The following is a 21,397-nucleotide window of genomic DNA, read 5'->3' as shown; positions in this document are numbered from 1 at the left end:
TGATCATGAACAAAGCATATTTAAAATATAAACTATTGGTAGTGCTGTTAGCTGTAATGGTATTTACCTCGTGCAAAAAATACCTTGACGTAACTTCGCCATCAACCACTTCGCCCGAATCGGCTTTTGGAAGTACATCAAATACCAATGCCGTGTTAATTGGGGTTTACAATAAACTATGTGGCGACAATGGCTATGGCAACCGCTTATCGGCGCTTTTTCCTCAAATGGCCGACGACTTTAGAACGTCCGGAAATTATACCAACGGATCAGACCGCAGGGGAATAAGCATGTATGCCGCAACACCTGATAACTCTGACTTATATAACCCCTGGTTGCAGTTATACAGCGGAATTTCGAGGGCTAATTACGCCATTAAATACATTCCGCTTTCTCCTTTATACACCAATGGATCGGATGCTGAAAAAACAGAAATGAAACGTTATTATGGTGAAGCTTTAGCATTAAGGGCGCAGTTTTATGCAGAATTATTGCGTAACTGGGGTGACGTACCGGCATATTTTGATGCACCTACCGATGTGGAGGATGTATATATTCCAAATGTTAACCGCGATGAAACCTATAACCGTATTATTGCTGATTTAAAAATAGCTGAGGAACTGGTGCCATGGAGAAGTGAATTACCAAGTTATGGTGATTTCCGTTTTACCAAAGGTGCTATTAAAGGATTAAGAGCAAGAATTGCCCTGGCAAGAGGAGGTTATTCTTTCCGCGCTACCGAAAATGCAATGGTGAGAAGGGCCGACTACCTTGATTTTTATAAAATAGCTAAAGATGAATGCCTTGACATTATGAATCACAGGGGCGATCACAGCTTAAATCCGAATTTCGAAAATATTTTTAAAACACTGCACACCACCACCCGTTATGATGATGCACACGAGCTAATGCTCGAAGTAGGTGCTTTTGGCACCAATGCTTCTACTGATAGTAAAATCGGCTATTACGACGGTCTGGTTTTTGCCGCCGGTTCATCTTATGCTTCGCAGCAGGCAGGTGGAGGAGTAAATGCCATCCCAACTTATTTTTACGAATTCGATCAAACCAAAGATTGCCGCCGGGATGTAACCATCGGCACCTACCAGATCAATGCTTCTTCATTAAAAGTCCCTGTTCTTCCTACCTCGCAAACCAATTCTAAATTCCGCAAATCGTGGACAGCATTTAACAACGCCAGTACTTCTCAAAATTTCTCTATTAATTGGCCAATTTTACGCTTTGCAGATATTTTATTGATGTATGCTGAAGCTGATAACGAAATTAATGGCGCACCATCAGCTACCGCTATTTCAGCATTACAAGAAGTCCAAAAACGTGCTTATCTGGGTTTCGAAACACAAATTCCAGTTACACCTATGGATAAAACAGGCTTTTTTGATGCTATTGTTAAAGAACGTTTGTTAGAATTTGGTGGCGAGGGCATCCGCAAATACGATTTAATCAGGTGGAATCTTTTACAAATAAAACTTGAAGAAACAAGAGCGAAACTAAGGTTGTTTATGACAAATAGCGGAACTTTTGCTAGTGTACCAAAAACGGTTTATTACATTGCATCTGCTTACAATTTATCGCCAAGTGTTACTGAAGTAGCCACAATCAATTTTTATGGCGGCAATGCAAATTTCGCATTATTCCAGCCCACAACGGCAACTTCTACACCAGCAGGTTATACTTCTCTGGCATGGTCTACCAATATTACTGAAGATGTAATTACCAGTGCGGCGAAAGGTGTTGCCCCAGGTTACGTTCCGGCAAAATCACTATTCCCATTTCCGGCAACAGCACTTATCCAGAACCCAAAAATCAAACAAAATTCTAGTTATTAACTGCTTTTTAGGTATTAATCATGAAAAAATATATTAACCGATTGGGCTTTAAAATAACTTTCCTTTTAGGAATAGTGATTTCCATTTCAGCCTGTAAAAAAGATGATCAGCCCAAAGCAGCTGCACGCTCTTTTAAACCCAGTGATGTTAAAGTTAGCGCATCGGCAACTTCGGCAAAACTAACCTGGACGGCGCCATTAATGTCTGCAGGGAAAGCATTAAAATATAGTATCGATTTTTCTACCGACTCGCTCTTCTCTAGCATAAAATATTCTACCACATCCGATACCACCGGCATTTCGGTTACAGAAGACAACTTATCTGTCAGGACAAAATATTTTGCAAGGGTAAAAGCCAACGCAACCGAAACACAGCCGGAATCTAAATACCTGGTAAGCTCATCGTTTCAGTTAACAGGGATTCAGTTGTTTTTGCCGGTTAGGGATTCGGAGATTAAAGAAACCGGCATTACCCTGCGTTATACCCCAACAGTTGGTCTTACATCTATCGTATTAACACCTTCAACAGGAAATGCAATAACGGCAACGTTAAGTACAGGTGATGCGGCGGCTGGATTAAAAGCGATTACCGGTTTAACCGCAGGTATTAAATACAATGCAGAGCTCTTCGCTGGCACTAAAAGCAAGGGCATCACTACTTTTACTACCCAAATGCCTACCAGCTACACTACAGTAATTTCTGCTACCGATGATCTGGCTGCTACCATTGCAGCAGCAACAAACGGTGCAGTAATCGGCTTAAATCCGGGCACCTATAATTTAACTGCGGCAACAACATTTATTACGCAGAAAACCATCACCCTAAAATCGACTTCGGGCAACGCCACCGATACAAAAATCAACTATAAAGAATTTGATTTAGAGGGTACTGGAGCCGGTTTAACCTTATCAGGATTAGAACTTGATGGTACACCCGGGGCTTCGCCTTATTTCATCAATCTAATCGGCTCGCAAACCAATAATGCATCAGCTGCAACCTTTACCAATCTAGTAATTGATAATTGTATTGCCCATGGTTCTACCACTGCGTTTCTACGTGGAGACAGGGGGGGCGCAGCAAAAGATTTTAAAATTACAGGCATTACGGTCAACAACTCTATCGTTTACGACATGGGTGCAAACGGAACCTCTACTTATTATACCTTCAACATTACCAAATTGCAGTTTAATACGCTTACGGTATCTAAATCTACCTTTTACAACTGTGGCCCTGGCCTAGTACTTACTTCAACTGCTTTTGTGGGTGATCAAACGCCAACCGTTCTGATCAGTTATTCTACCATCAATGCATTTGGAGGAAGCGCTAAGTATGCATTGCTGGATGCCAATACCAACCCAATCAATTTTAGTATTCAAAATAGTATTTTGGCCAATACACCAAGAGCCGGAACAGTAAATGCAGCAGCTATAAGGGGTACCGGAGCAGGAAGTTCTATTACCATTTCGAACACCAATTATTTTAACCTGAACAGTGCATTAACTGGAGGCACGGCCCTAACTTTCGGTACAGCAACCTTAAGTGTTACACAGCAGCAAAATTTAGGATGGACAGCAAGCACTACCGATTTTACGCTGCCAGTAGGTTCAACATTAAGAACCTCTAGTACTACCGGAACTGCAATTGGCGATCCGAGATGGGCTTTTTAATCTTATTATTTATAAAGGGCAGGTTTTTATCTGCCCTTTTTTAATGAACTTTATATTTCCGAAACTCGATCATAATGAACAGATTATCCCATTTTAAGTCGGTTACCTTAATTATCTTAAATACCTTTTCCTTTCTTTATCTCCATGCTCAGGATCCAAAACATCCTTCTGCCATAACGGTTTCTCAAGATGGTAGCGGAAATTATAAAACCATCCAGGAGGCGGTAAATTCGGTTAGAGATTTAGGCGAGCAGGAAGCTAAAATTTATGTTAAAAATGGCATTTATAAGGAAAAGCTTATCATCCCGTCATGGAAAATTAAAATTGCCATTATTGGCGAAAGTGTAGAAAATACCATCATCACCAACGATGACTACTCGGGTAAAGCCAACCCAGCGGAAAAAGATGCTTTTGGCAATGCGAAATTCAGCACCTATACCTCATTTACGGTATTGGTTCAGGGCAATGATACCCATTTCGAAAATTTAACGATCATCAATTCATCTGGCCGCGTTGGCCAAGCTGTGGCTATACATGTTGAAGGAGATCGTTTCATAGCAAAGAACTGCAGGTTTCTGGGTAATCAGGATACGCTTTATGCCGCAATCGAAAATAGCCGGCAATACTATCAGAATTGTTATATCGAAGGCACAACCGATTTCATTTTTGGCAAGGCCACAGTAGTCTTCCAAAATTGTACCATCAAGAGTTTAAGTAATTCTTATATCACGGCAGCCTCAACTTCAGCGCAACAAAAATTTGGATTTGTTTTCATAAATTGTACGCTCATTGCAGAGCCGTTAGTAACGAAAGCGTACCTTGGCAGGCCATGGAGACCGTATGCAAAAACAGTATTCATCAACTGTAATTTAGGCAAACATATTCTGCCAGAAGGGTGGAACCCATGGAAAGGCGATAAGATGTTTCCGGATAAAGAACGAACTGTTTTTTATGCAGAATACAAAAACAATGGCGATGGCGCATCGCCAAAAACAAGATTACCCTGGACCAAACAATTAACAGATAAAGAGGCAAAAAACTACACTTTAAAAAATATATTAGGCGGAGCGGATCAATGGAATCCACTGCATTTATAGATCTATAGAAAATATGAAAACCAACCTCTTCAAAATTTTAGCCGCCGGTGCTTTAGCTGTTTTACTGTCTTTTACCTTCATTCAAAAGAAAACAAAATTGTACATCATCGGCGATTCTACTGCCGCCAATAAAGAAGAAAAAGCTTTCCCCGAAACAGGTTGGGGAATGGCGCTACAGTCTTTTTTTAAAACAGATGTTATGGTTGATAACCGGGCTTTAAATGGCAGGAGCACAAAATCGTTCAGGGCAGAGAAGCGTTGGGACCCGATATTGGCACAATTAAATGCTGGCGATTATGTTTTTATCGAATTTGGACATAATGATGAAAAAGTTGATAAGCCAAGTGTTGGTGTATCATTAGCCGATTTCAAAATCAACTTGGTTAATTACGTAAAAGAAACCAGAAGCAAAAAAGCTTTCCCTGTTTTACTTACGCCAATCTCCCGCAGAAGTTTTAAGAATGGAGTTCTAATGGATTCGCATGGCGATTATCCACGCATTACCCGGCGTGTGGCCGATTCATTAAATGTTCCGCTGATTGATATGCTGGTTAAAACGGAAAGTTTGTTAAACCGCCTGGGCGAGGAACCATCTATCAAATTATTCAATTATGTTGATTCAGGAAATGTAAACTATCCAAATGGTAAGAAAGACAATACACATTTAAGCCCAGAGGGAGCCAAACAGGTAGCAGGTTTGGTAGTGAAAGGAATAAAGGAGTTGAAGTTAAGCTTAGCGAAGAGTTTGAAATAATATTTTGCATAGCTTAGTGAACCACCAACCTTGGGCTTGAGTTTAAAATAAAAATTTAGTTTGTCAATCCTGAATGTAGCGAAGGATCTCTTCATTATGGGCTTGTGTTCTATCGTATGGGGATTCTTCATTGCTTTCTGAATGACAGAAAAATAAAAAAGCCACAAATCCACAGATACATCCATGTTTTTGCGGCTTGGTTTATAAACTGACCATTTAAAAAATATATTTCGTACTTAAAAAGTTCGAATCATCTCCTTTAACAATTTCGTTCAATAACTTTTTATTATCATCTGTAAATTTGGTTGCCACCAAAGAACGGATCGAGAACGAACGCAATGCATCCACTACAGAAAGTGTTCCTTCAGCACTATCTTTACGACCGGTAAAAGGGAAAACATCTGGCCCACGTTGACATTGGCAATTGATATTTACTCGACTCACCTGGTTAACCAAAGGATCTATCAATGATGAAATTACCGCAGCGTTGTTGCTAAAAATACTCACTTGCTGGCCGTGTGGCGAACCGATTAAATATTCGATAGGTTCTTCCAGATCATCAAACGGAACAACAGGAACAATCGGACCAAACTGTTCTTCGCGGTAGAGTTTCATATTGCTGTTTACCGGGTAAACGATGGCTGGATAAACAAAAGTTTCTAAAGTTTGTCCACCATTTTTGTTTACTACCTTAGCGCCGTGCGAAACTGCATCATCAATACATTCTTTTAAGTATTCAGGTTTGTTCAGCTCTGGCAGCGGTGTAAGGTTTACCCCTTTTTCCCAAGGCATACCAAATTTCAGTTTTTCTACTTCGGCTGATAAACGTTTTAAAAATTCCTGCGCTAAACTGCGGTGCACATAAACGATCTTAATAGCTGTACAACGCTGTCCGTTAAAAGAAAGCGACCCTAAAACAGTTTCAGAAACCGCCAGATCAAGATCTGCATCTTTAGTAATGATCGCTGCATTTTTTGCATCCAAGCCTAAAATTGCCCTTAAACGGTTTACTTTAGGGTGCAGTTTTTTCAGTTCATTGGCAACCTTACTCGATCCGATTAAGGTAAGTACATTAATTTTTCCCGATTTCATTAAACCTGGAACAATTGTATTGCCACGACCATAAATGGTATTCACAACCCCTTTAGGAAAGCTGGAACGGAAAGCCTCTAATAAAGGATAGTGCAATAAAGTACCATGTTTAGGTGGTTTGAATAAAAGCGTATTGCCCATAATCAAAGCGGGGATCAAGGTAGTAAAAGTCTCGTTTAACGGGTAGTTGAACGGTCCCATACAAAGTACCACTCCCAGCGGAGAACGGCGCACCTGGGCTACAATACCTTGTTCTATTTCGAAACGTGATGACTGCCTGTCGATATCTTTCAATGCATCGATCGTTGCATAGATGTATTCAACCGTACGGTCAAATTCTTTAACCGAATCGGCATAAGATTTTCCGATTTCCCACATAATCAGTTTGGCAACAATTTCCTTTTGCTCAATCATTTTATGGGTAAAGTTTTCTACGCAGCTAATCCGATCGGCAACGCTCATGGTTGGCCATTGCCCCCGACCATTATCATAAGCAGCCACGGCTGCATCTAAAGCCTCTGTTGACTCTTTTTCTGTACAAACAGGGAAACTACCAATACGCTTTCGCTTTAAACCTTCAGGGGTTTTTACGCATACTGGAGAAAACACTTCATTAAATGGTCCATTCCATGGTTTCATTTCTCCATTAGAAAGAAACTCCTTTTGATTGATTTCTTCCTTGAGCCTAAATTCATCTGGAATCTGGCTCTCTTCAACGAAAATACTTTCGAGATTTAGCAATGTACTCAATTTGGGTTTGTTATTAGGTTAAATTAATGTTAAGTCTATAGTTTAAGTATAGATTAACGTTTTTAAAAAAAGTATTAAAGATTTAGGCACAAAAAAGTTGCCTAAATCTTTTGGGTTGAATTATTTAACTTCTATCAGTTTATATTTTGGAACAAGTGTTTTCATTACCGTCCAGCCAATTAAATAAGCAACTGCACAGAAAGAGAAAACGATAAAATAACCTGCCTCTTTACCGTGGAAGCCCATAAAAGTCATTTGGGTATCGCCGGCAAAGGTAAACAGTACTCCAGAGCCTTTGTTAATGAAAAATGATCCTAAACCTCCGGCCATACCCCCAATTCCGGTTACAGTAGCAATGGCCTGACGAGGGAACATATCGCTCACTGTAGTGAATATATTTGCCGACCAGGCCTGGTGTGCAGCACCAGCAATACCAATAATAATTACCGGCAGCCAGTAGCTATAATGACCTAAAGGCTGAGCCAATAAAGCCAATAGCGGGAAGAAAGCAAAAATCAACATAGATTTCATTCTGCCTTCGTAAGGGTTCATTTTTTTCTTACCGATAAAATAAGATGGTAACCATCCCCCAATAATCGATAATAAAGTGATTACATATAATATAAATAATGGGAAAGCGCTCTCAGTCCCGCTCATTTTATAAATATCTTTCAGGTAGGCAGGTGACCAGAACAGGTAGAACCACCAAACTCCATCAGTCATAAATTTACCGAAAGCAAAAGCCCAGGTTTGTTTAAACTTAAGACAATCGACAAACGATAGCTTTTTTACTGGCGATGCTGCTGTAACGGTTTCGCTAAGCTGCTCGTGTGCAACTAAATCCTGCTGGATATAAGCCAATTCGGCCTTACTTACCCGCGAGTGATTTTCTGGTTTACCATAAAGTAAAATCCAGAACAACATCCAGATAAAACCTAACGCCCCGATAATAATAAACGACATTTCCCAGCCATAGGCATCGGCAATGTAGGGGATGGTTACAGGGGCCGCCAACGCACCAACAGTTGCCCCTGCATTAAAAATACTGGTAGCAAATGCACGGTCTTTTTTAGGAAAATACTCAGCTGTAGCTTTAATGGCTGCCGGAAAGTTTCCTGCCTCGCCCAGTGCCAATACAAAACGGGCAAAAATAAACAACGAAAGGCTGGTTGATAGGATTAATGTAGTATTACCAACCGTAGATAGCGCCTGTTTGGCACCTGCAAAGCTCATGGCCCAGGTACCGGTAATAATACCTGAAGTGGCAATGCCGCAAAAAGCGTGGATACAAGCACCAACAGACCAAATTCCGATTGCCCAAAGGAAACCTTTTTTGGTGTCCATCCAGTCAACAAAACGTCCTGCAACCAACATTGATCCAGCATAAAAAAGAGAGAATAACGCTGTAATCGTTCCATAGTCACTATCTGTCCAATGAAATTCGGGAACAAAATAGTCTTTCCACGTAAGAGAGAGTACCTGTCGATCTAAATAATTAATGGTGGTTGCAACAAATAACAGCGCACATATGGTCCATCTGTATTTGCTTGTTTTGGGTTGGTTCATTTGGTTAGGTGTGTTTAATTTTATTTGCTCTGCTGAATTAAGTCAAGCGCTAATTTTGTATTGTCGAATAACTCCTCGTAAAGACCTTTGCTCATCACGTCTTTACTGATTAATTTGCTGCCCATACCAACGGCACAAACACCTGATTTAAACCAGGTTTTTAAATTGTCGGCATTAATTTCTACACCGCCAGTTGGCATAAATAGCTGGCCAGCGAAAAGATCTTTAATTGAGGAGATAAATTCAGGCCCCAAAATATTTGCTGGAAAAATTTTGATCAACATGGCTTTGTGCTCTTGTGCGATGCTGATTTCGGTCGGAGTCATACAACCTGGGATCCAAAGCATACCGATTTTGTTTGCAATTTCGGCAACTGCCGGATTTACGATAGGTGCCACAATAAAATCTGTTCCGGCTTCTATAAAGGCATTTGCATCGGCAGGGGTTTTAATTGTTCCAATACCTAAATAAAGATCGGGCATTTCCGCATCACGGATTTCTTTTAACTTTTTAAAGTTTGGCAGCGCAGATTTACCACGATTGGTGTATTCGAAAACGCGAACACCAGCTTTATACAAAGTGCGTAATATTTCTACACTTCCCGATTCGCTATCCTGATAAAAAAGGGGTAACATACCCTGCTCTAAAATGGCATCTAAAATTTTGTGCTTGTTGCTAATCATTGCGTATTATTCTTTTTTCTATATCGGCTACAGTACTGGTTGTAGCATCGCTTGGAATGTATAATTTATCGTATGCTGCTGCTGTGGCAAAATTCAAGGTTTCTTTGGCCGATAGTTGGTTATAAAAACCATAAATCAGGCCAGCCATAAAACAATCGCCGCTACCTACTTTATCTAAAATTTCTTCAGAAACATATTCTTCAGAAACCGTTAATTCATTAGCGGTATAAATGGCTGTATAATACCTGATACCTTTACCATGATCGAACCTGAAGGTATTTGCAACCGCCTTGCAAGATGGAAACAAACTTAATATTTCTTTAGAAGTATCTGTTGCCTGTTGCAGTAACGTTTCCTTTGCATAACCCTCAGTTGGCATTAAATCTTTGTGAAGTGCGGTACCCAACATTTTATTGGCAGCCCAAACATTGCCCATAATCAGCGTGCAGTATTGAGCCAGCTCAGGTAAAACATCAATCGGATCTTTACCATATTTCCAAAGCTTGGCGCGATAGTTTAAATCGAGCGAAATGGTGATATTTTTTGCACTTGCCACTTTTAAAGCTTCTAGGCAAACATCGGCAATAGATTGATTTATTGCCGGGCAAATGGCGCTAAAATGAAACCAGCCAACACCATCGAAAACTTTATCCCAGTTAATCTGTCCAACTTTTAAATCGGCATAGGCCGAATTTGCCCTATCGTAAATTACGCCTGCATTTTTAAGGTCTTTCCCTTTCGGAAGATAGTATAAACCCAAACGCTCGCCGTGGTAAACCATTGGTGTTGTATCAATGTTCCGTGCATCCAGATAATCAACAATTTCGCGTGTTACCGAATTATCAGGCACAGCCGATAAGTAAGTTGATGGAACATTCCAAAGCGCCAGTGCCGTTGCTACATTCAGCTCTGCACCACCAACATAAAATGGTAGTTTGTTTTCTTTTAACCATTGCCCATCCATATCCGGACAGATGCGCAAAAGTATTTCACCAAAGCTTAAAACTTTTTCTCCTTTTTTTGATGAAGCGAATATTTGGATGCTCATTTTTGTGTATCATCGGCGTATTTCATGCTGTTTTCTGCAACGGTATGAAAATGGAAGGAAAACGATTGAAATGATTTGATTCCAACGAAATACCTCTTTAAAGCCCTATTTTGGTTAAAATTTAAAGTAATTTTTTGCGTTAAAGTACGAAATATCCTGCACAATTTTGCCAACCCACTCCAAGTCGTTAGGTAATTCGCCATTCTCAATGTCCTCTCCAAAGAGGTTACAAACAATCCTTCGGAAATATTCGTGACGAGGGAAAGAAAGAAAACTGCGCGAATCGGTAAGCATACCCACCAAACGGCTTAAAAGCCCCATATTCGATAGCGCATTTAATTGTTTGATCATGCCGTCTTTTTGATCCAGGAACCACCATGCCGAACCAAACTGAACCTTCCCTGCAACAGAACCATCGTTAAAGTTGCCAATCATGGTGGCAATTAATTCGTTATCGGCAGGGTTAAGATTATAGATAATGGTCTTTGCCAGTTTATCCTGATTATCTAAACGGTTTAAGAATTTAGAAAGCATCCGTGCCTGACTAAAATCGCCGATTGAATCCCAACCGGTATCAGGGCCTAATTGTCTTAACATCCGCGCATTGTTGTTACGCAATGCACCTAAATGATATTGTTGTACCCAACCTTTTTCATAATCCCATTCTGCAAAATAGACCAGCATAGCCGATTTAAATTTTAGGTTTTCCTCGTAAGAGATATGTTGTTTACTGCGGATTTTATTAAAAATCGAGGCAATTTCTGCTTCAGTATAGTCTTCAGCATAAATTTGCTCTAGGCCATGGTCAGACACTGAACAACCATTATCTGCAAAGTAATCGTGGCGGCTTTTTAAAGCATCAATATAATCCTGAAAATTGCTGATTGTTTTATCTACAACACTTTCTAATTTGTCGATATACTCGTTTAAACCTTCAATATCATCACTGTTCATTGCTTTATCCGGACGGAATGCAGGCAACATTTTAAGGCTGGCGCCTTCCCTTGCCAATTGCTGGTGAAAGTTTAAGCTATCCAACGGATCATCGGTAGTACAAACGGCTTCTACATTCATTTTGGCTAATAAACCGCGCACAGCATACTCAGGTGTTTGCAGTTTTGCAGAACATTCATCGAAAATTTTCTGTGCCGTTTTACCCGAAAGCAAATCATCTATGCCGAAATAACGCTGAAGCTCTAAGTGTGTCCAGTGATATAACGGGTTGCGCAAGGTATAAGGAACGGTTTCTGCCCATTTCTCAAATTTCTCAAAATCAGATCCTACACCTGTGATGTATTTTTCATCAACACCGTTGGCGCGCATCGCCCTCCATTTGTAATGATCGCCCGCAAGCCAAACCTGGCTGATATTTGCAAATTGAGTATTATTGGCAATCTGCTCTGGTATAAGATGATTGTGATAATCGATAATCGGCAGTGATTTTGCAAAATTATGATAAAGCTTTTCAGCTGTTTTACTCTGCAAAAGAAAATTTTCGTCTAAAAAAGGTTTCATACTATGTGTTTTGAGATAAGAGATTTTAGATGATCAAAACGCTTATCTATTCATTTTTTATTTATCCCCGGTCTGTGTCCCCACAGACCGAAACTCAATTTATATTTTACTGTTAGTGGCCTGTGAGGACAAAGACCATGGCGGTTTGAAATATTTTAAAACATCTAAGACTCACGACTTCGGACTCATGGCTCTGGACTACAAGCTCACTCCCCGTTTCCATGGAATAAAATCATCCTGATTAAGCAATACGGCTTTAGGAATTACTTCACCACTGGCTGCTTTAATGCAGTATTCTAAGATATCTTCGCCCATTTGTTCGATGGTCTTTTCACCTTCAATCACAGGCCCACAGTTGATATCGATAATATCTCCCATGCGTTTGGTTAATGCATTATTGGTTGAAACCTTAATGGTCGGGCAAACTGGGTTTCCCGTGGGCGTACCCAAACCTGTAGTAAACAAAATTAGGGTTGCTCCTGATGCTGCTTTTCCGGTAGTGGCTTCAACATCATTGCCGGGAGTACAAACTAAGTTTAATCCTGGTTTTGTAGCCGGTTCGGTATAATCTAAAACATCTTCAACAGGCGACGTTCCTCCTTTTTTAGCTGCTCCGGTACTTTTAATGGCATCGGTAATCAAACCATCTTTTATATTTCCAGGCGATGGGTTCATGAAAAATCCAGAGCCCACATTTTCTGCCGATTGATTATAAGCAGTCATCAATTGGATGAATTTGCGCGCTGCGGTCTCATCTTTTGTACGGTCGATTAATTGTTGTTCGGCACCACAAAGTTCAGGGAATTCGGCAAGCAGTACAGTACCGCCTAAAGCCACCAATAAATCGGATGTATAACCTACTGCCGGATTTGCACTGATTCCACTAAAACCATCGCTTCCACCACATTTAACACCTAAAACTAATTTGCTTAAAGGTGCCGGCTGGCGCTCGATTTTATTGATTTCGGTTAAACCAATAAAGGTTTTTCTGATGGCTTCTTTAACCAACTGTTCTTCGCTCTGCGATTGCTGCTGCTCAAAAATGAACAAAGGTTTATCAAAATTCGGGCTACGCTGTTTTAAATCGTCCATAAAATCTTTAACCTGTAAATTTTGGCAGCCCAAGCTTAACACCGTTACACCGGCCACATTGGGGTGGTCGGCATATGCTGCTAATAATTTACTTAACACAGCAGCATCCTGGCGGGTACCACCGCAACCACCCTGGTGATTTAAGAACTTAATGCCATCTACATTTTTAAAAACACGGTTAGCTGATGGATTCGCCTGTCCGATAGAGGCTGGATCGGCCTCAGCTAAAATTTCACCATTTTTATAAGCCTCCACCAGTTGGTGTGCATAAGACTTATATTTATCGGTTACCGCATAACCCAATTCATTGTGCAAGGCTTCACGGATCACATCCAGATTACGGTTTTCACAAAAAACGGTTGGAATAAACAACCAATAATTTGCAGTACCCACGCGGCCATCACTGCGGATATAACCATTAAAGGTTCTGCCTTCAAACTTAGAAACATCAGGTGCATGCCACTCGTAATGGTACGGACGGAACTCGTAAGGATCTGATGCATGTTTAGTATTTTCAGTATCCATCAAACCACCTTTTAGGATAAAATGCTGTGCTTTCCCTACCAGTACACCATACATAATGATGTGGTCGCCCGCATTCATATCCTGCATAAAAAACTTGTGCTTAGCCTGGATATCATCCTGTAAAATATATTCTTGTCCATCGTAAATAACGGTTTCGCCTTTTGCCAGGTTTTGCAGGGCCACAAGTACATTATCGTTAGGATGGATTTTTAAAATTCTAGTAACCATTTTAAATTGTGCTTTCTGAATGCAAGTTACTTAAAGTTTCTTTTGCACCCTTATTCTGTAATAAATGAACGTACGATTTTACGGCCGCGTTAAAGCCTGGGTAATTGTTCAAGTTTTTATCCCAAAGACGTCTGTCGCCGAGTGTATTATCTATAACCGTTTCAGGATTTTTCCAGTATTCGTATAAAATTTCTGCAAATTCATCCTGTACCGGGTAGGTTTTTCCGTTTACACTGGTCGAGTAATTATTACCATCTTTATTCACATTCATGAAAAGGATATATGCAGCCACACCTAAAGCGGTAAGTTGAGGCACTTCATTTTTTAACGCATAATATCTTCTGATGAGCGGCATATTACGCATTTGCATTTTTGAGGTAAAATTTAATGTAATAGCCTGCCACTGGTGTTCTAAGGATGGGTTGCTAAAGCGGTCGATTACGCTTTCTGCAAAGGCAATCGCTTCATTATAGGTAATATCTTCGTTAACCACAACAGGCGCAATTTCATCTTTCATCAATTTTAATACGTTGGCAGAGAAATCTTTATCCGCCATAGCCTCTTTTACTGTATTAAAACCTGCTAAAATGGCCAATCCACAGCTGATGGTGTGTGTACCATTAAGTAAACGAAGTTTTAGCTCTTTAAATTTATCGATCGACGGAACAATAAAAACACCTTTATCAGCTTTTGCAAAGGATAAAATCTCCTTCACTTTTTCGCTTGATGATTCGATAGCCCAAAGTCTGAAGGGCTCGGCCATGATCATAAGTTCATCTTCGTAACCCAATTCATTTTCAATCGCTTTTTGATCTGCTTCTGGAAGTTTCCCGGGCACAATCCTATCAACCAAAGTTTTGCAAAAGTGATTGGCTGTTTTTAACCAGTTTTCGAAATCCCAGCCCAATTTGTTCTGAACAGCGAGATCCAATAAAATTTCTTTCAGTTTATTAGCGTTATCACTGATTAATTCCGTTGGTACAATCACCATACCGCTTTCTTCTGATCCATTAAAGGCTTTGTATCTTTCGTACAGAAAAGCCAATAATTTGCCTGGGTAAGATTGTGGGGGATTATCAGTTATTTTATCTTCGCTTTTAACAATTCCAACTTCAGTGGTATTCGAAATTACAACCTGCATTTCTGGCTGGTGGGCAGCTTTTAAAATTTCTGCCCAATCTTGCGAGGCTGATAAAACACGACTGATTGAAGCGTTGATTGAATTTTCTGCCACATGAACACCATCTTCGATCCCTTTTACACAAAGTGTGTATAAATTATCCTGTTTCGAAAATGCATCTGCACCACCTTTTGAAGTAGATTTAACCACTAAAACACGCCCATTAAAAATTCCTTTCTGGTTGGCTTTATCAATAAAATAATCAGGTAATCCACGTAATAAAACACCTGTTCCAAACTGGATTACTTTTTCTGGTAATGCTAAAATTTCGGCTGTAGGTTTTGTAACCTTATCGCCGTTAATATTTTTTAAATTTTCTTTGTTTAAAATCATTGGTAATGTTATTTAACCACCAAGGCTCAATGGCACAAAGTGTGATTTATAATTATCGGTTTAACCTGTTATACTTTACTGTTTTCCGTTTGTGGCCAACCACTTCGGATATTCTTTCTCTATAAATTTTTGTGCCCAGCTACCATACCAGGCATAACCATTTCTACGCTCTGGAATTAGCTCTTCTAGCTTTAACTTGATGCTATTGTCCCTATCTCCAAAAATTGGGATATTTTTATCGAGATCGTAGAAACGTGCCCACACCATTGATGTTGGATCGGCAACCAGCATCGCATTTTTTTCTTTCGTTGTTGGGTCAGTGATTCGCTCGAAACGGTAACCTGCAATTTTGTACGTATTAAACCAATTATAAGCAGCGGTTATGGCGGTTTTAATTTCGGGCGATGGATTTTTAAAACGCATTAAAAAGCGTGTAATGCCCATCGATTCGCTCGTACTTAATGATGCGGGTTCGAAATTTCTGGCTTTTGCAGGCAGCATGGTATCTTTATCATATTGTGCCCCCCAGATGGTTAAGATTCCATTCTGTTTTACTTGTGTTTTTAAAATACAGGCTATGCCTTTAGCTACCGCTTTTTCGGCTTTTTTGATATAGGCTGGATTTACCACCTCAAAGTCATTTTTCCCAGTTGCAATGTCTTCAAGAATGTTGAGTACATTAATCATGGCATCATCATTATATGTGATTTCTGAACGATATAAGGCTTTATCAGGATAATACTGAGGCCAGCCGCCATTGGCGTATTGCGCCTCCAGTATATAGTCAACTCCTTTTTCTGCGGCTTTTAAATAGTTTTGATTCTGCGTTTTTTTGTATGCCTTAACCAGATATACCACTTCTCTGCTGGTGGCTTTATTATCGAATGTGGCATGCAAATCTTTAGTGGATTTTATTTTGGCTAATAACTCAGGGGTTAAAGCGGCATCATAGTTAACCACGCTTTTATCTTCCAACTGCTTAGGCCAACCGCCATTACCCAATTGGTAAACCAACATTTTATCTGCTGTAGAATCGGTAGACTGCTGTGCATAACACGACAACATTAAACTGGTACAGAATAGGGTTAACAATATTTTTATTTTCATCATTACTGTTTGTTAGTTTGTTCAGTTCCGTGGCTAATATTTATTTTATCTACGCCAGAGTTAGTGTTTGCCACCGAGGCACGGATTGACACGGAGGACTTTTCGCTTCTATCTGCTGTGGTCTGTGTCCCCACAGACCATCACTTAATTCTTTTTCTGTGCCTCTGCGTTTCCTGTGTTTAAATCCTATTTCTTTCCTGGAACCTGCTTAATTAACCAGTTCACTAAATCATTCGTTGCCTTAAAGTTTTCAAAATCTGCAGGCAATTTCCTGCCATCTATATATTCATTATAAAACCATGGATCACCTACCGCGAAAACAGTTCCCTTACCATATTTTGCTGTTGCAACAATCACGTCTCCTCTATCTGTTAAGGCCGAAACGGCAGGACTTTTTGCTACTAGGGTTGAGATCTCTTTGATATAAACTTTCTTGGCCGTTTTAAAAATTGAATTATCGCCCGGGATTTTCACTGCACCCTGCTCAAAGTTCGAACCTTGAACCTTGTTGCGGCTGTCCTCATTAAAGTGAATACCAAAAGTTTCTGGCAGTACATTAAATTTCGAAATTTCACAGTTTCCTGCATCGTTTAACAGCAGCACTAATACTCCACCAGCTTTAACCCAATCGCTAATCTCTTTGGCATGGGCAGCATTCATGAAATTTGGGTTTGCCGTTTCTTTCTCCGTATCGGGATCTACAATAATGTAAATGTTGCTTCCTTTTAAATTTGCTGTTGTTGGTGCTGTTTTGAGGGTAGCGGTTCTTACCCCAGCATCATTAAATACTTTTCCAAATAAAGAGAAGCCGTTGTTATCATCCTCTTCCCAAAGGTAATGGAAAGGAGTTTTATCTCCGGTTGGACCGGTCATGTATTCATTATTGAAGAAATTATCAAGGGTAACGGTTAAACCTTTTCCAGGTTTTGGCAGCTGATCTATTTCCATTTCGGAAGCCGCACAGATAAACGCACCTACACCTTTTGGGTCGTTGGTGATTACTTTTTCACTGATGTAATAATCGAAGCTTCCATCGCGATATTTAGGCTTTCCACCCAAGCCAGATACGGAAACGGTTTTGGTCAGGTTAATTCTTTCTGTTCCTGCTTGTTCAACAAATTCTTTCTTTAAACCTGTGTAACCTTTATTTGCTGCAGCCATAAATGATGGCGCCAACCAACCTTTGCGTACCCCTTTGGCCAAGCCATATACAAACATGCTTGAGGCCGAACTTTCCAGGTAATTTCCTTTTCTTGTTGGCATATCTAAAATATCGAACCAAACACCAGATTTTTGATCCTGGTATTTTACCGCCGCGGTTGCGGTACGGTTTAAAATGGCCATTAATTCTTTCTGCTGTGGGTGGTTAGCCGGGAAATTATCTAACACATCTACCAGGGCCATAATGTACCAACCCATTGCCCTGCCCCAGAAATTTGCTGAGCGGCCTGTTTTTTTATCGGCCCACTGCTCCGTTCTGCTTTCATCGTAACCGTGATAAAGTAATCCTGTTTTGGCGTCGCGGGCATTTTTCTCCATCAGGATAAACTGCTTGGCAATATCATCGAAAGCTGCATCTTTTTTCATTAGCTTGGCATACTCCGCATAAAACGGTTCGCCCATGTATAAGCCATCCAACCACATTTGATTGGGATAAATTTTCTTGTGCCAGAAGCCACCTTCCTGGGTACGTGGCTGTTTTTGTAGCTGATCGTATAATTTTGTTGCCGCTAAGAGGTATTTCTGTTGCCCGGTAACTTTGTATAACAATAATAACGAACGGCCATTTTTAATGTTATCGATATTAAAATCGTCAGGCTTATAAGTATTGATATTTCCTTCCTTATCCAAATAGGCATCCATTGAGCTTTGGATATACTTGAAATATTTTCCATCTCCGGTATTCCGCCAAACCGTTGCAGCGCCTTCCAGTACCACCCCCATGTCGTAGGTCCATTTAGGTCCTTTAGCATCTTTTAACAGTGTAGTATCCTGAAATAATTTTTCCATCGCAGTTAAGGTTAACTGTTCTGATAATTTCTTTTGGGCAAATCCACTTTGCGATAAAACAGAAAAACCGATGAGCGCAGCTGCTATATATAAAACTGATCTTTTCATTATTTTGAAATTTCCAATGCTTTTTTATCTACTTCGGCACTTAAAAGTGAAACTGTTTTGGCTTTAGAAACATCTGTCGCACTAATTTTTACGCCTTTTGTTTTTTCGCCCGCAACACCGAACAAAACCTTGCTGTTATCAGGGTATTTTAAGTTGTTAATATTGATATTGGATCCGTTCTGGATCGTCACTACCGGATTGGTGTTTTCGGTAATTACGTTTATGTTTTTAAGGAAAATTCCGTCAGCCTCAATAATTTCAATACCTTTCTTCGCTTTTATAGTTACATTTTCCAGGTGGATATCTTTGATGTTCATTTCTGGCAATCCTCTAAAAAATATGGCTTTCTCAGCACCATTGGCTACCACATCTTTTATATAAAAATTTTTGAACTGTGGAGTAGCTTCTGTAACAGGAATGGTAACCGTTTTAATGGCTTCACGTTTTTCTCCAGCCAAAGGGACCGGATCAACGGCAGCATAATACATATCAAACAGAATCGCTTCACCGGGGATATCGATCATGTTGATGTTATTGATATAGATATTTTCTACCACACCACCCCGGCCACGGGTAGTTTTAAAACGCAGGCCTATATCGGTACCAATAAAAGAGCAATCGTATACCCAGATATTTTTCGCCCCACCGCTCATTTCGCTGCCAATTACAAAACCACCGTGCGCATGGTAAACCACATTATTCCGAACAATTACATTTTCAGTTGCTACGCCACGTTTGCGTCCAGCTTCATCTCTTCCTGATTTAATGCAAATCCCATCATCACCCACATCGAAAGTGTTGTCTTCAATCAACACGTTTTTACACGATTCTACATCAACACCATCACCGTTCTGCGCAAACCAAGGATTTTTTACCTGTAAGTTTCTTAAGGTCAAATCTTCACAAAGTAAGGGATGAAGATTCCATGCTGGCGAATTTTGAAAGGTAACACCTTCTAAAAGAATTTTTTTACAGCCCGTTAAAACTAATAAATTCGGACGGAGAAAATCTTTGATATCTTCATAATCTGTGGCTGTTTTACCAGCTTCGATTACGCCTGCATTTTTAGTATTCGAACCTTTAACTGTTTTCTCTGAAGGGTACCACATTTTTCCATCTGCCCTCACTACGCCTCCAGATGCCACCAAGGTTTTCCATTGCGTTTCGGTTAGTTTATCTTTTTTAACCATTCGCCAGGCGCCGCCGTTCCCGTCAATAATCCCGGTTCCGGTAATAGCGATATTTTCGATGTTAACACCCGAAATCGGGCTTTGGTTACGCCATGCAGGCTGACCTTCCCAATTTCCCTGCACCAGTTTGTATTGATTAAAATCTGCTGTAAATTGAAGGATAGCATCGCGTTTTAGATGCAGGTTTACATTGCTTTTTAATTCGATTGGTCCGGTTAACCACAAACCCGAAGGAATTAACACCACACCTCCACCTTGCCGGCTAACACTGGCAATCGTTTTATTAATGCTTTCTGTATTTAAGGTAATGCCATCGCCTTTTGCCCCAAAGCGGATAATGCTTGTTGTATCCCTTTTAAATTTAACCTGCTGAGTAATGGGTAAACTTTGCTTTTGTTGCGCTATGGCAGAATCTGCAGCAAATAAAATTAAGCATGCGAGAACTACTTTAATATGGCATAAACGACCAGAAATATGTTTCATTATTTGCGCTGTTAAATTATACTTGGTTATTGTAATAACAAGTGTACGTTGTTTGCAGCTAAAACAGAAGAGAAATCTATGCAATCGTTACCGGAAAATGAGGTAAAAAGACGCCAACCAAAACACACTTAACAACTGTATATCAACAAATTATAGCCATTATTTCAGCTCTGCATTCCACCCACGGAAAACGTTTTCCAAAATGTAAGCCTTATATTCATTATCAGTTAATTGGTGCGACCAATTTACCCTATTTTTTGGGTCGGCTCCTTTTCCGGTACTTTTATATTCGGCATAATAAGCCGTTTTCTCATTACTTTCTTTACCCCAATTGTTCCAGCCCTCAGGACGGATCAGATCAGGCAGTTCGCAATCAAGATAGGCAACTTTTGCATAAGGCCTCCAGGGACGGCCTAAATAAAAACTATTAGCAGGAGCGTCTCCTTTAATTTTACATTTGTTGAATATATAGCCATATTTTGTGGTATCTGCAGTTGAAGCAGCCGTGATATAACCTGCCTTTTTACAAAAAATGGTGCAGCTTTCGAACCAGGCTGTCGAAGCCCCGAAAATAAAATCTACCGTTCCTTCTATATAACAGTTTTTATAATATTGGCGGTTGTTCCCTCCATAGGTATAAAGCGTATCCTGAAAGCCTAAAAACCTGCAATTGGTAAAAATTAATTTATCACCCCCAGCCCAAACCGCAACGGCTTGACCCACCGGACCTGAAGAATTTTCGAAGGTGATATTCTCAGCAGAAAATCCTTCTCCATATATATAAAAGCTGGAAGAGCCCGAAGTACCTTTTTCTTCTCCAAAAGCATTCTTCTTCTGGGCGTAGTCATCATATGTTAAAATGGTTTCGTTTAAACTTTCACCAATAAACCTTACGTTCCTTTTAGAAGCGGCCAATACCAGTTTTTCTCTATAAATGCCCTTTTTGATAAAGATTACAGTTGTTTTATTCCTGAAATCGGGCACCGCGTGGATAGCTTCCTGTACGGTTTTAAAATTTCCGCTTCCATCGGCAGCCACAATAAAATCGGGTTTAATATCTAGGGCATAAACAACTGATGAAGTGGTTATCAGTAAAAATAGGATGATTGCTTTCATATTAAT

Annotated in this window: 15 protein-coding genes; 4 read left to right on the top strand and 11 right to left on the bottom strand. The window is 40.0% G+C overall.

Annotated features, from left to right (window positions below):
• Positions 1–5: 5 nt before the first annotated feature.
• The 4 genes from HDC90_RS07935 (at position 6) to HDC90_RS07920 (ending at position 5,365) form a co-directional block, all read left to right on the top strand.
• On the top strand, positions 6–1,847 hold the full coding sequence (locus HDC90_RS07935) for a RagB/SusD family nutrient uptake outer membrane protein (RefSeq protein ID WP_184465427.1): 1,842 nt from the start codon (positions 6–8) through the stop codon (positions 1,845–1,847).
• Between the two features lie 20 nt (positions 1,848–1,867).
• The gene (locus HDC90_RS07930) at positions 1,868–3,514 is read left to right on the top strand and encodes a fibronectin type III domain-containing protein (protein WP_184465426.1); all 1,647 of its coding nucleotides are present in this window, start codon (positions 1,868–1,870) and stop codon (positions 3,512–3,514) included.
• A 74-nt stretch (positions 3,515–3,588) separates the two neighbouring features.
• On the top strand, positions 3,589–4,611 hold the full coding sequence (locus tag HDC90_RS07925; protein WP_184465425.1) for a pectinesterase family protein: 1,023 nt from the start codon (positions 3,589–3,591) through the stop codon (positions 4,609–4,611).
• A gap of 13 nt (positions 4,612–4,624) precedes the next feature.
• The gene (locus HDC90_RS07920; protein ID WP_184465424.1) at positions 4,625–5,365 is read left to right on the top strand and encodes a rhamnogalacturonan acetylesterase; all 741 of its coding nucleotides are present in this window, start codon (positions 4,625–4,627) and stop codon (positions 5,363–5,365) included.
• A 216-nt stretch (positions 5,366–5,581) separates the two neighbouring features.
• Here HDC90_RS07920 and HDC90_RS07915 read toward each other — a convergent pair whose 3' ends face one another.
• From HDC90_RS07915 to HDC90_RS07865, 11 genes are all read right to left on the bottom strand, one after another.
• Positions 5,582–7,207: an NADP-dependent glyceraldehyde-3-phosphate dehydrogenase gene (locus tag HDC90_RS07915; protein ID WP_184465423.1), complete on the bottom strand. Its 1,626-nt coding sequence runs from the start codon at positions 7,205–7,207 to the stop codon at positions 5,582–5,584.
• Positions 7,208–7,327: 120 nt separating this feature from the next.
• Positions 7,328–8,773, bottom strand: a complete 1,446-nt coding sequence (locus HDC90_RS07910) for an MFS transporter (protein ID WP_184465422.1) — start codon at positions 8,771–8,773, stop codon at positions 7,328–7,330.
• Between the two features lie 20 nt (positions 8,774–8,793).
• A complete protein-coding gene (locus HDC90_RS07905; RefSeq protein WP_184465421.1) occupies positions 8,794–9,456 on the bottom strand; it encodes a bifunctional 4-hydroxy-2-oxoglutarate aldolase/2-dehydro-3-deoxy-phosphogluconate aldolase in 663 nt (220 codons plus the stop codon).
• Positions 9,449–10,504, bottom strand: a complete 1,056-nt coding sequence (locus HDC90_RS07900) for a sugar kinase (RefSeq protein WP_184465420.1) — start codon at positions 10,502–10,504, stop codon at positions 9,449–9,451. The genes HDC90_RS07905 and HDC90_RS07900 overlap by 8 nt, the downstream gene beginning before the upstream one ends.
• Before the next feature lie 114 nt (positions 10,505–10,618).
• A complete protein-coding gene (uxaC, locus tag HDC90_RS07895; RefSeq protein ID WP_184465419.1) occupies positions 10,619–12,019 on the bottom strand; it encodes a glucuronate isomerase in 1,401 nt (466 codons plus the stop codon).
• A gap of 198 nt (positions 12,020–12,217) precedes the next feature.
• Complete coding sequence (locus HDC90_RS07890; RefSeq protein ID WP_184465418.1) at positions 12,218–13,864, bottom strand: UxaA family hydrolase; 1,647 nt, start codon at positions 13,862–13,864, stop codon at positions 12,218–12,220.
• 1 nt (position 13,865) lies between these two features.
• Positions 13,866–15,377: a tagaturonate reductase gene (locus HDC90_RS07885; RefSeq protein WP_184465417.1), complete on the bottom strand. Its 1,512-nt coding sequence runs from the start codon at positions 15,375–15,377 to the stop codon at positions 13,866–13,868.
• A gap of 75 nt (positions 15,378–15,452) precedes the next feature.
• Entirely contained in the window at positions 15,453–16,487 is a 1,035-nt protein-coding gene (gene pelA / locus HDC90_RS07880; protein WP_184465416.1) for a pectate lyase, read from the bottom strand.
• 183 nt (positions 16,488–16,670) lie between these two features.
• A complete protein-coding gene (locus HDC90_RS07875) occupies positions 16,671–18,602 on the bottom strand; it encodes a glycoside hydrolase family 88 protein (protein ID WP_184465415.1) in 1,932 nt (643 codons plus the stop codon).
• Entirely contained in the window at positions 18,602–20,275 is a 1,674-nt protein-coding gene (locus HDC90_RS07870) for a glycoside hydrolase family 28 protein (protein WP_184465414.1), read from the bottom strand. Before HDC90_RS07870 ends, HDC90_RS07875 begins: the two co-directional genes overlap by 1 nt.
• 159 nt (positions 20,276–20,434) lie before the next feature.
• Positions 20,435–21,391, bottom strand: coding sequence for a pectinesterase family protein (locus HDC90_RS07865; protein WP_184465413.1), 957 nt, complete (start codon positions 21,389–21,391; stop codon positions 20,435–20,437).
• Positions 21,392–21,397 lie beyond the last annotated feature (6 nt).

The sequence above is a fragment of the Pedobacter sp. AK013 genome, assembly GCF_014205835.1.
GTDB lineage: Bacteria > Bacteroidota > Bacteroidia > Sphingobacteriales > Sphingobacteriaceae > Pedobacter.
The sequence above is the reverse complement of the archived record's forward strand: the minus strand, read 5'-3'. Positions and strand labels throughout refer to the sequence as shown.

Excerpts from the sequence above, each read along its gene's own strand:
- HDC90_RS07935 (WP_184465427.1), top strand. The coding sequence starts at position 6 with ATGAACAAAGCATATTTAAAATATAAACTATTGGTAGTGCTGTTAGCT.
- HDC90_RS07930 (WP_184465426.1), top strand. The coding sequence starts at position 1,868 with ATGAAAAAATATATTAACCGATTGGGCTTTAAAATAACTTTCCTTTTA.
- HDC90_RS07925 (WP_184465425.1), top strand. The coding sequence starts at position 3,589 with ATGAACAGATTATCCCATTTTAAGTCGGTTACCTTAATTATCTTAAAT.
- HDC90_RS07920 (WP_184465424.1), top strand. The coding sequence starts at position 4,625 with ATGAAAACCAACCTCTTCAAAATTTTAGCCGCCGGTGCTTTAGCTGTT.
- HDC90_RS07910 (WP_184465422.1), bottom strand. The coding sequence starts at position 8,773 with ATGAACCAACCCAAAACAAGCAAATACAGATGGACCATATGTGCGCTG.
- HDC90_RS07905 (WP_184465421.1), bottom strand. The coding sequence starts at position 9,456 with ATGATTAGCAACAAGCACAAAATTTTAGATGCCATTTTAGAGCAGGGT.
- HDC90_RS07900 (WP_184465420.1), bottom strand. The coding sequence starts at position 10,504 with ATGAGCATCCAAATATTCGCTTCATCAAAAAAAGGAGAAAAAGTTTTA.
- uxaC (WP_184465419.1), bottom strand. The coding sequence starts at position 12,019 with ATGAAACCTTTTTTAGACGAAAATTTTCTTTTGCAGAGTAAAACAGCT.
- HDC90_RS07890 (WP_184465418.1), bottom strand. The coding sequence starts at position 13,864 with ATGGTTACTAGAATTTTAAAAATCCATCCTAACGATAATGTACTTGTG.
- HDC90_RS07885 (WP_184465417.1), bottom strand. The coding sequence starts at position 15,377 with ATGATTTTAAACAAAGAAAATTTAAAAAATATTAACGGCGATAAGGTT.
- pelA (WP_184465416.1), bottom strand. The coding sequence starts at position 16,487 with ATGATGAAAATAAAAATATTGTTAACCCTATTCTGTACCAGTTTAATG.
- HDC90_RS07875 (WP_184465415.1), bottom strand. The coding sequence starts at position 18,602 with ATGAAAAGATCAGTTTTATATATAGCAGCTGCGCTCATCGGTTTTTCT.
- HDC90_RS07870 (WP_184465414.1), bottom strand. The coding sequence starts at position 20,275 with ATGAAACATATTTCTGGTCGTTTATGCCATATTAAAGTAGTTCTCGCA.
- HDC90_RS07865 (WP_184465413.1), bottom strand. The coding sequence starts at position 21,391 with ATGAAAGCAATCATCCTATTTTTACTGATAACCACTTCATCAGTTGTT.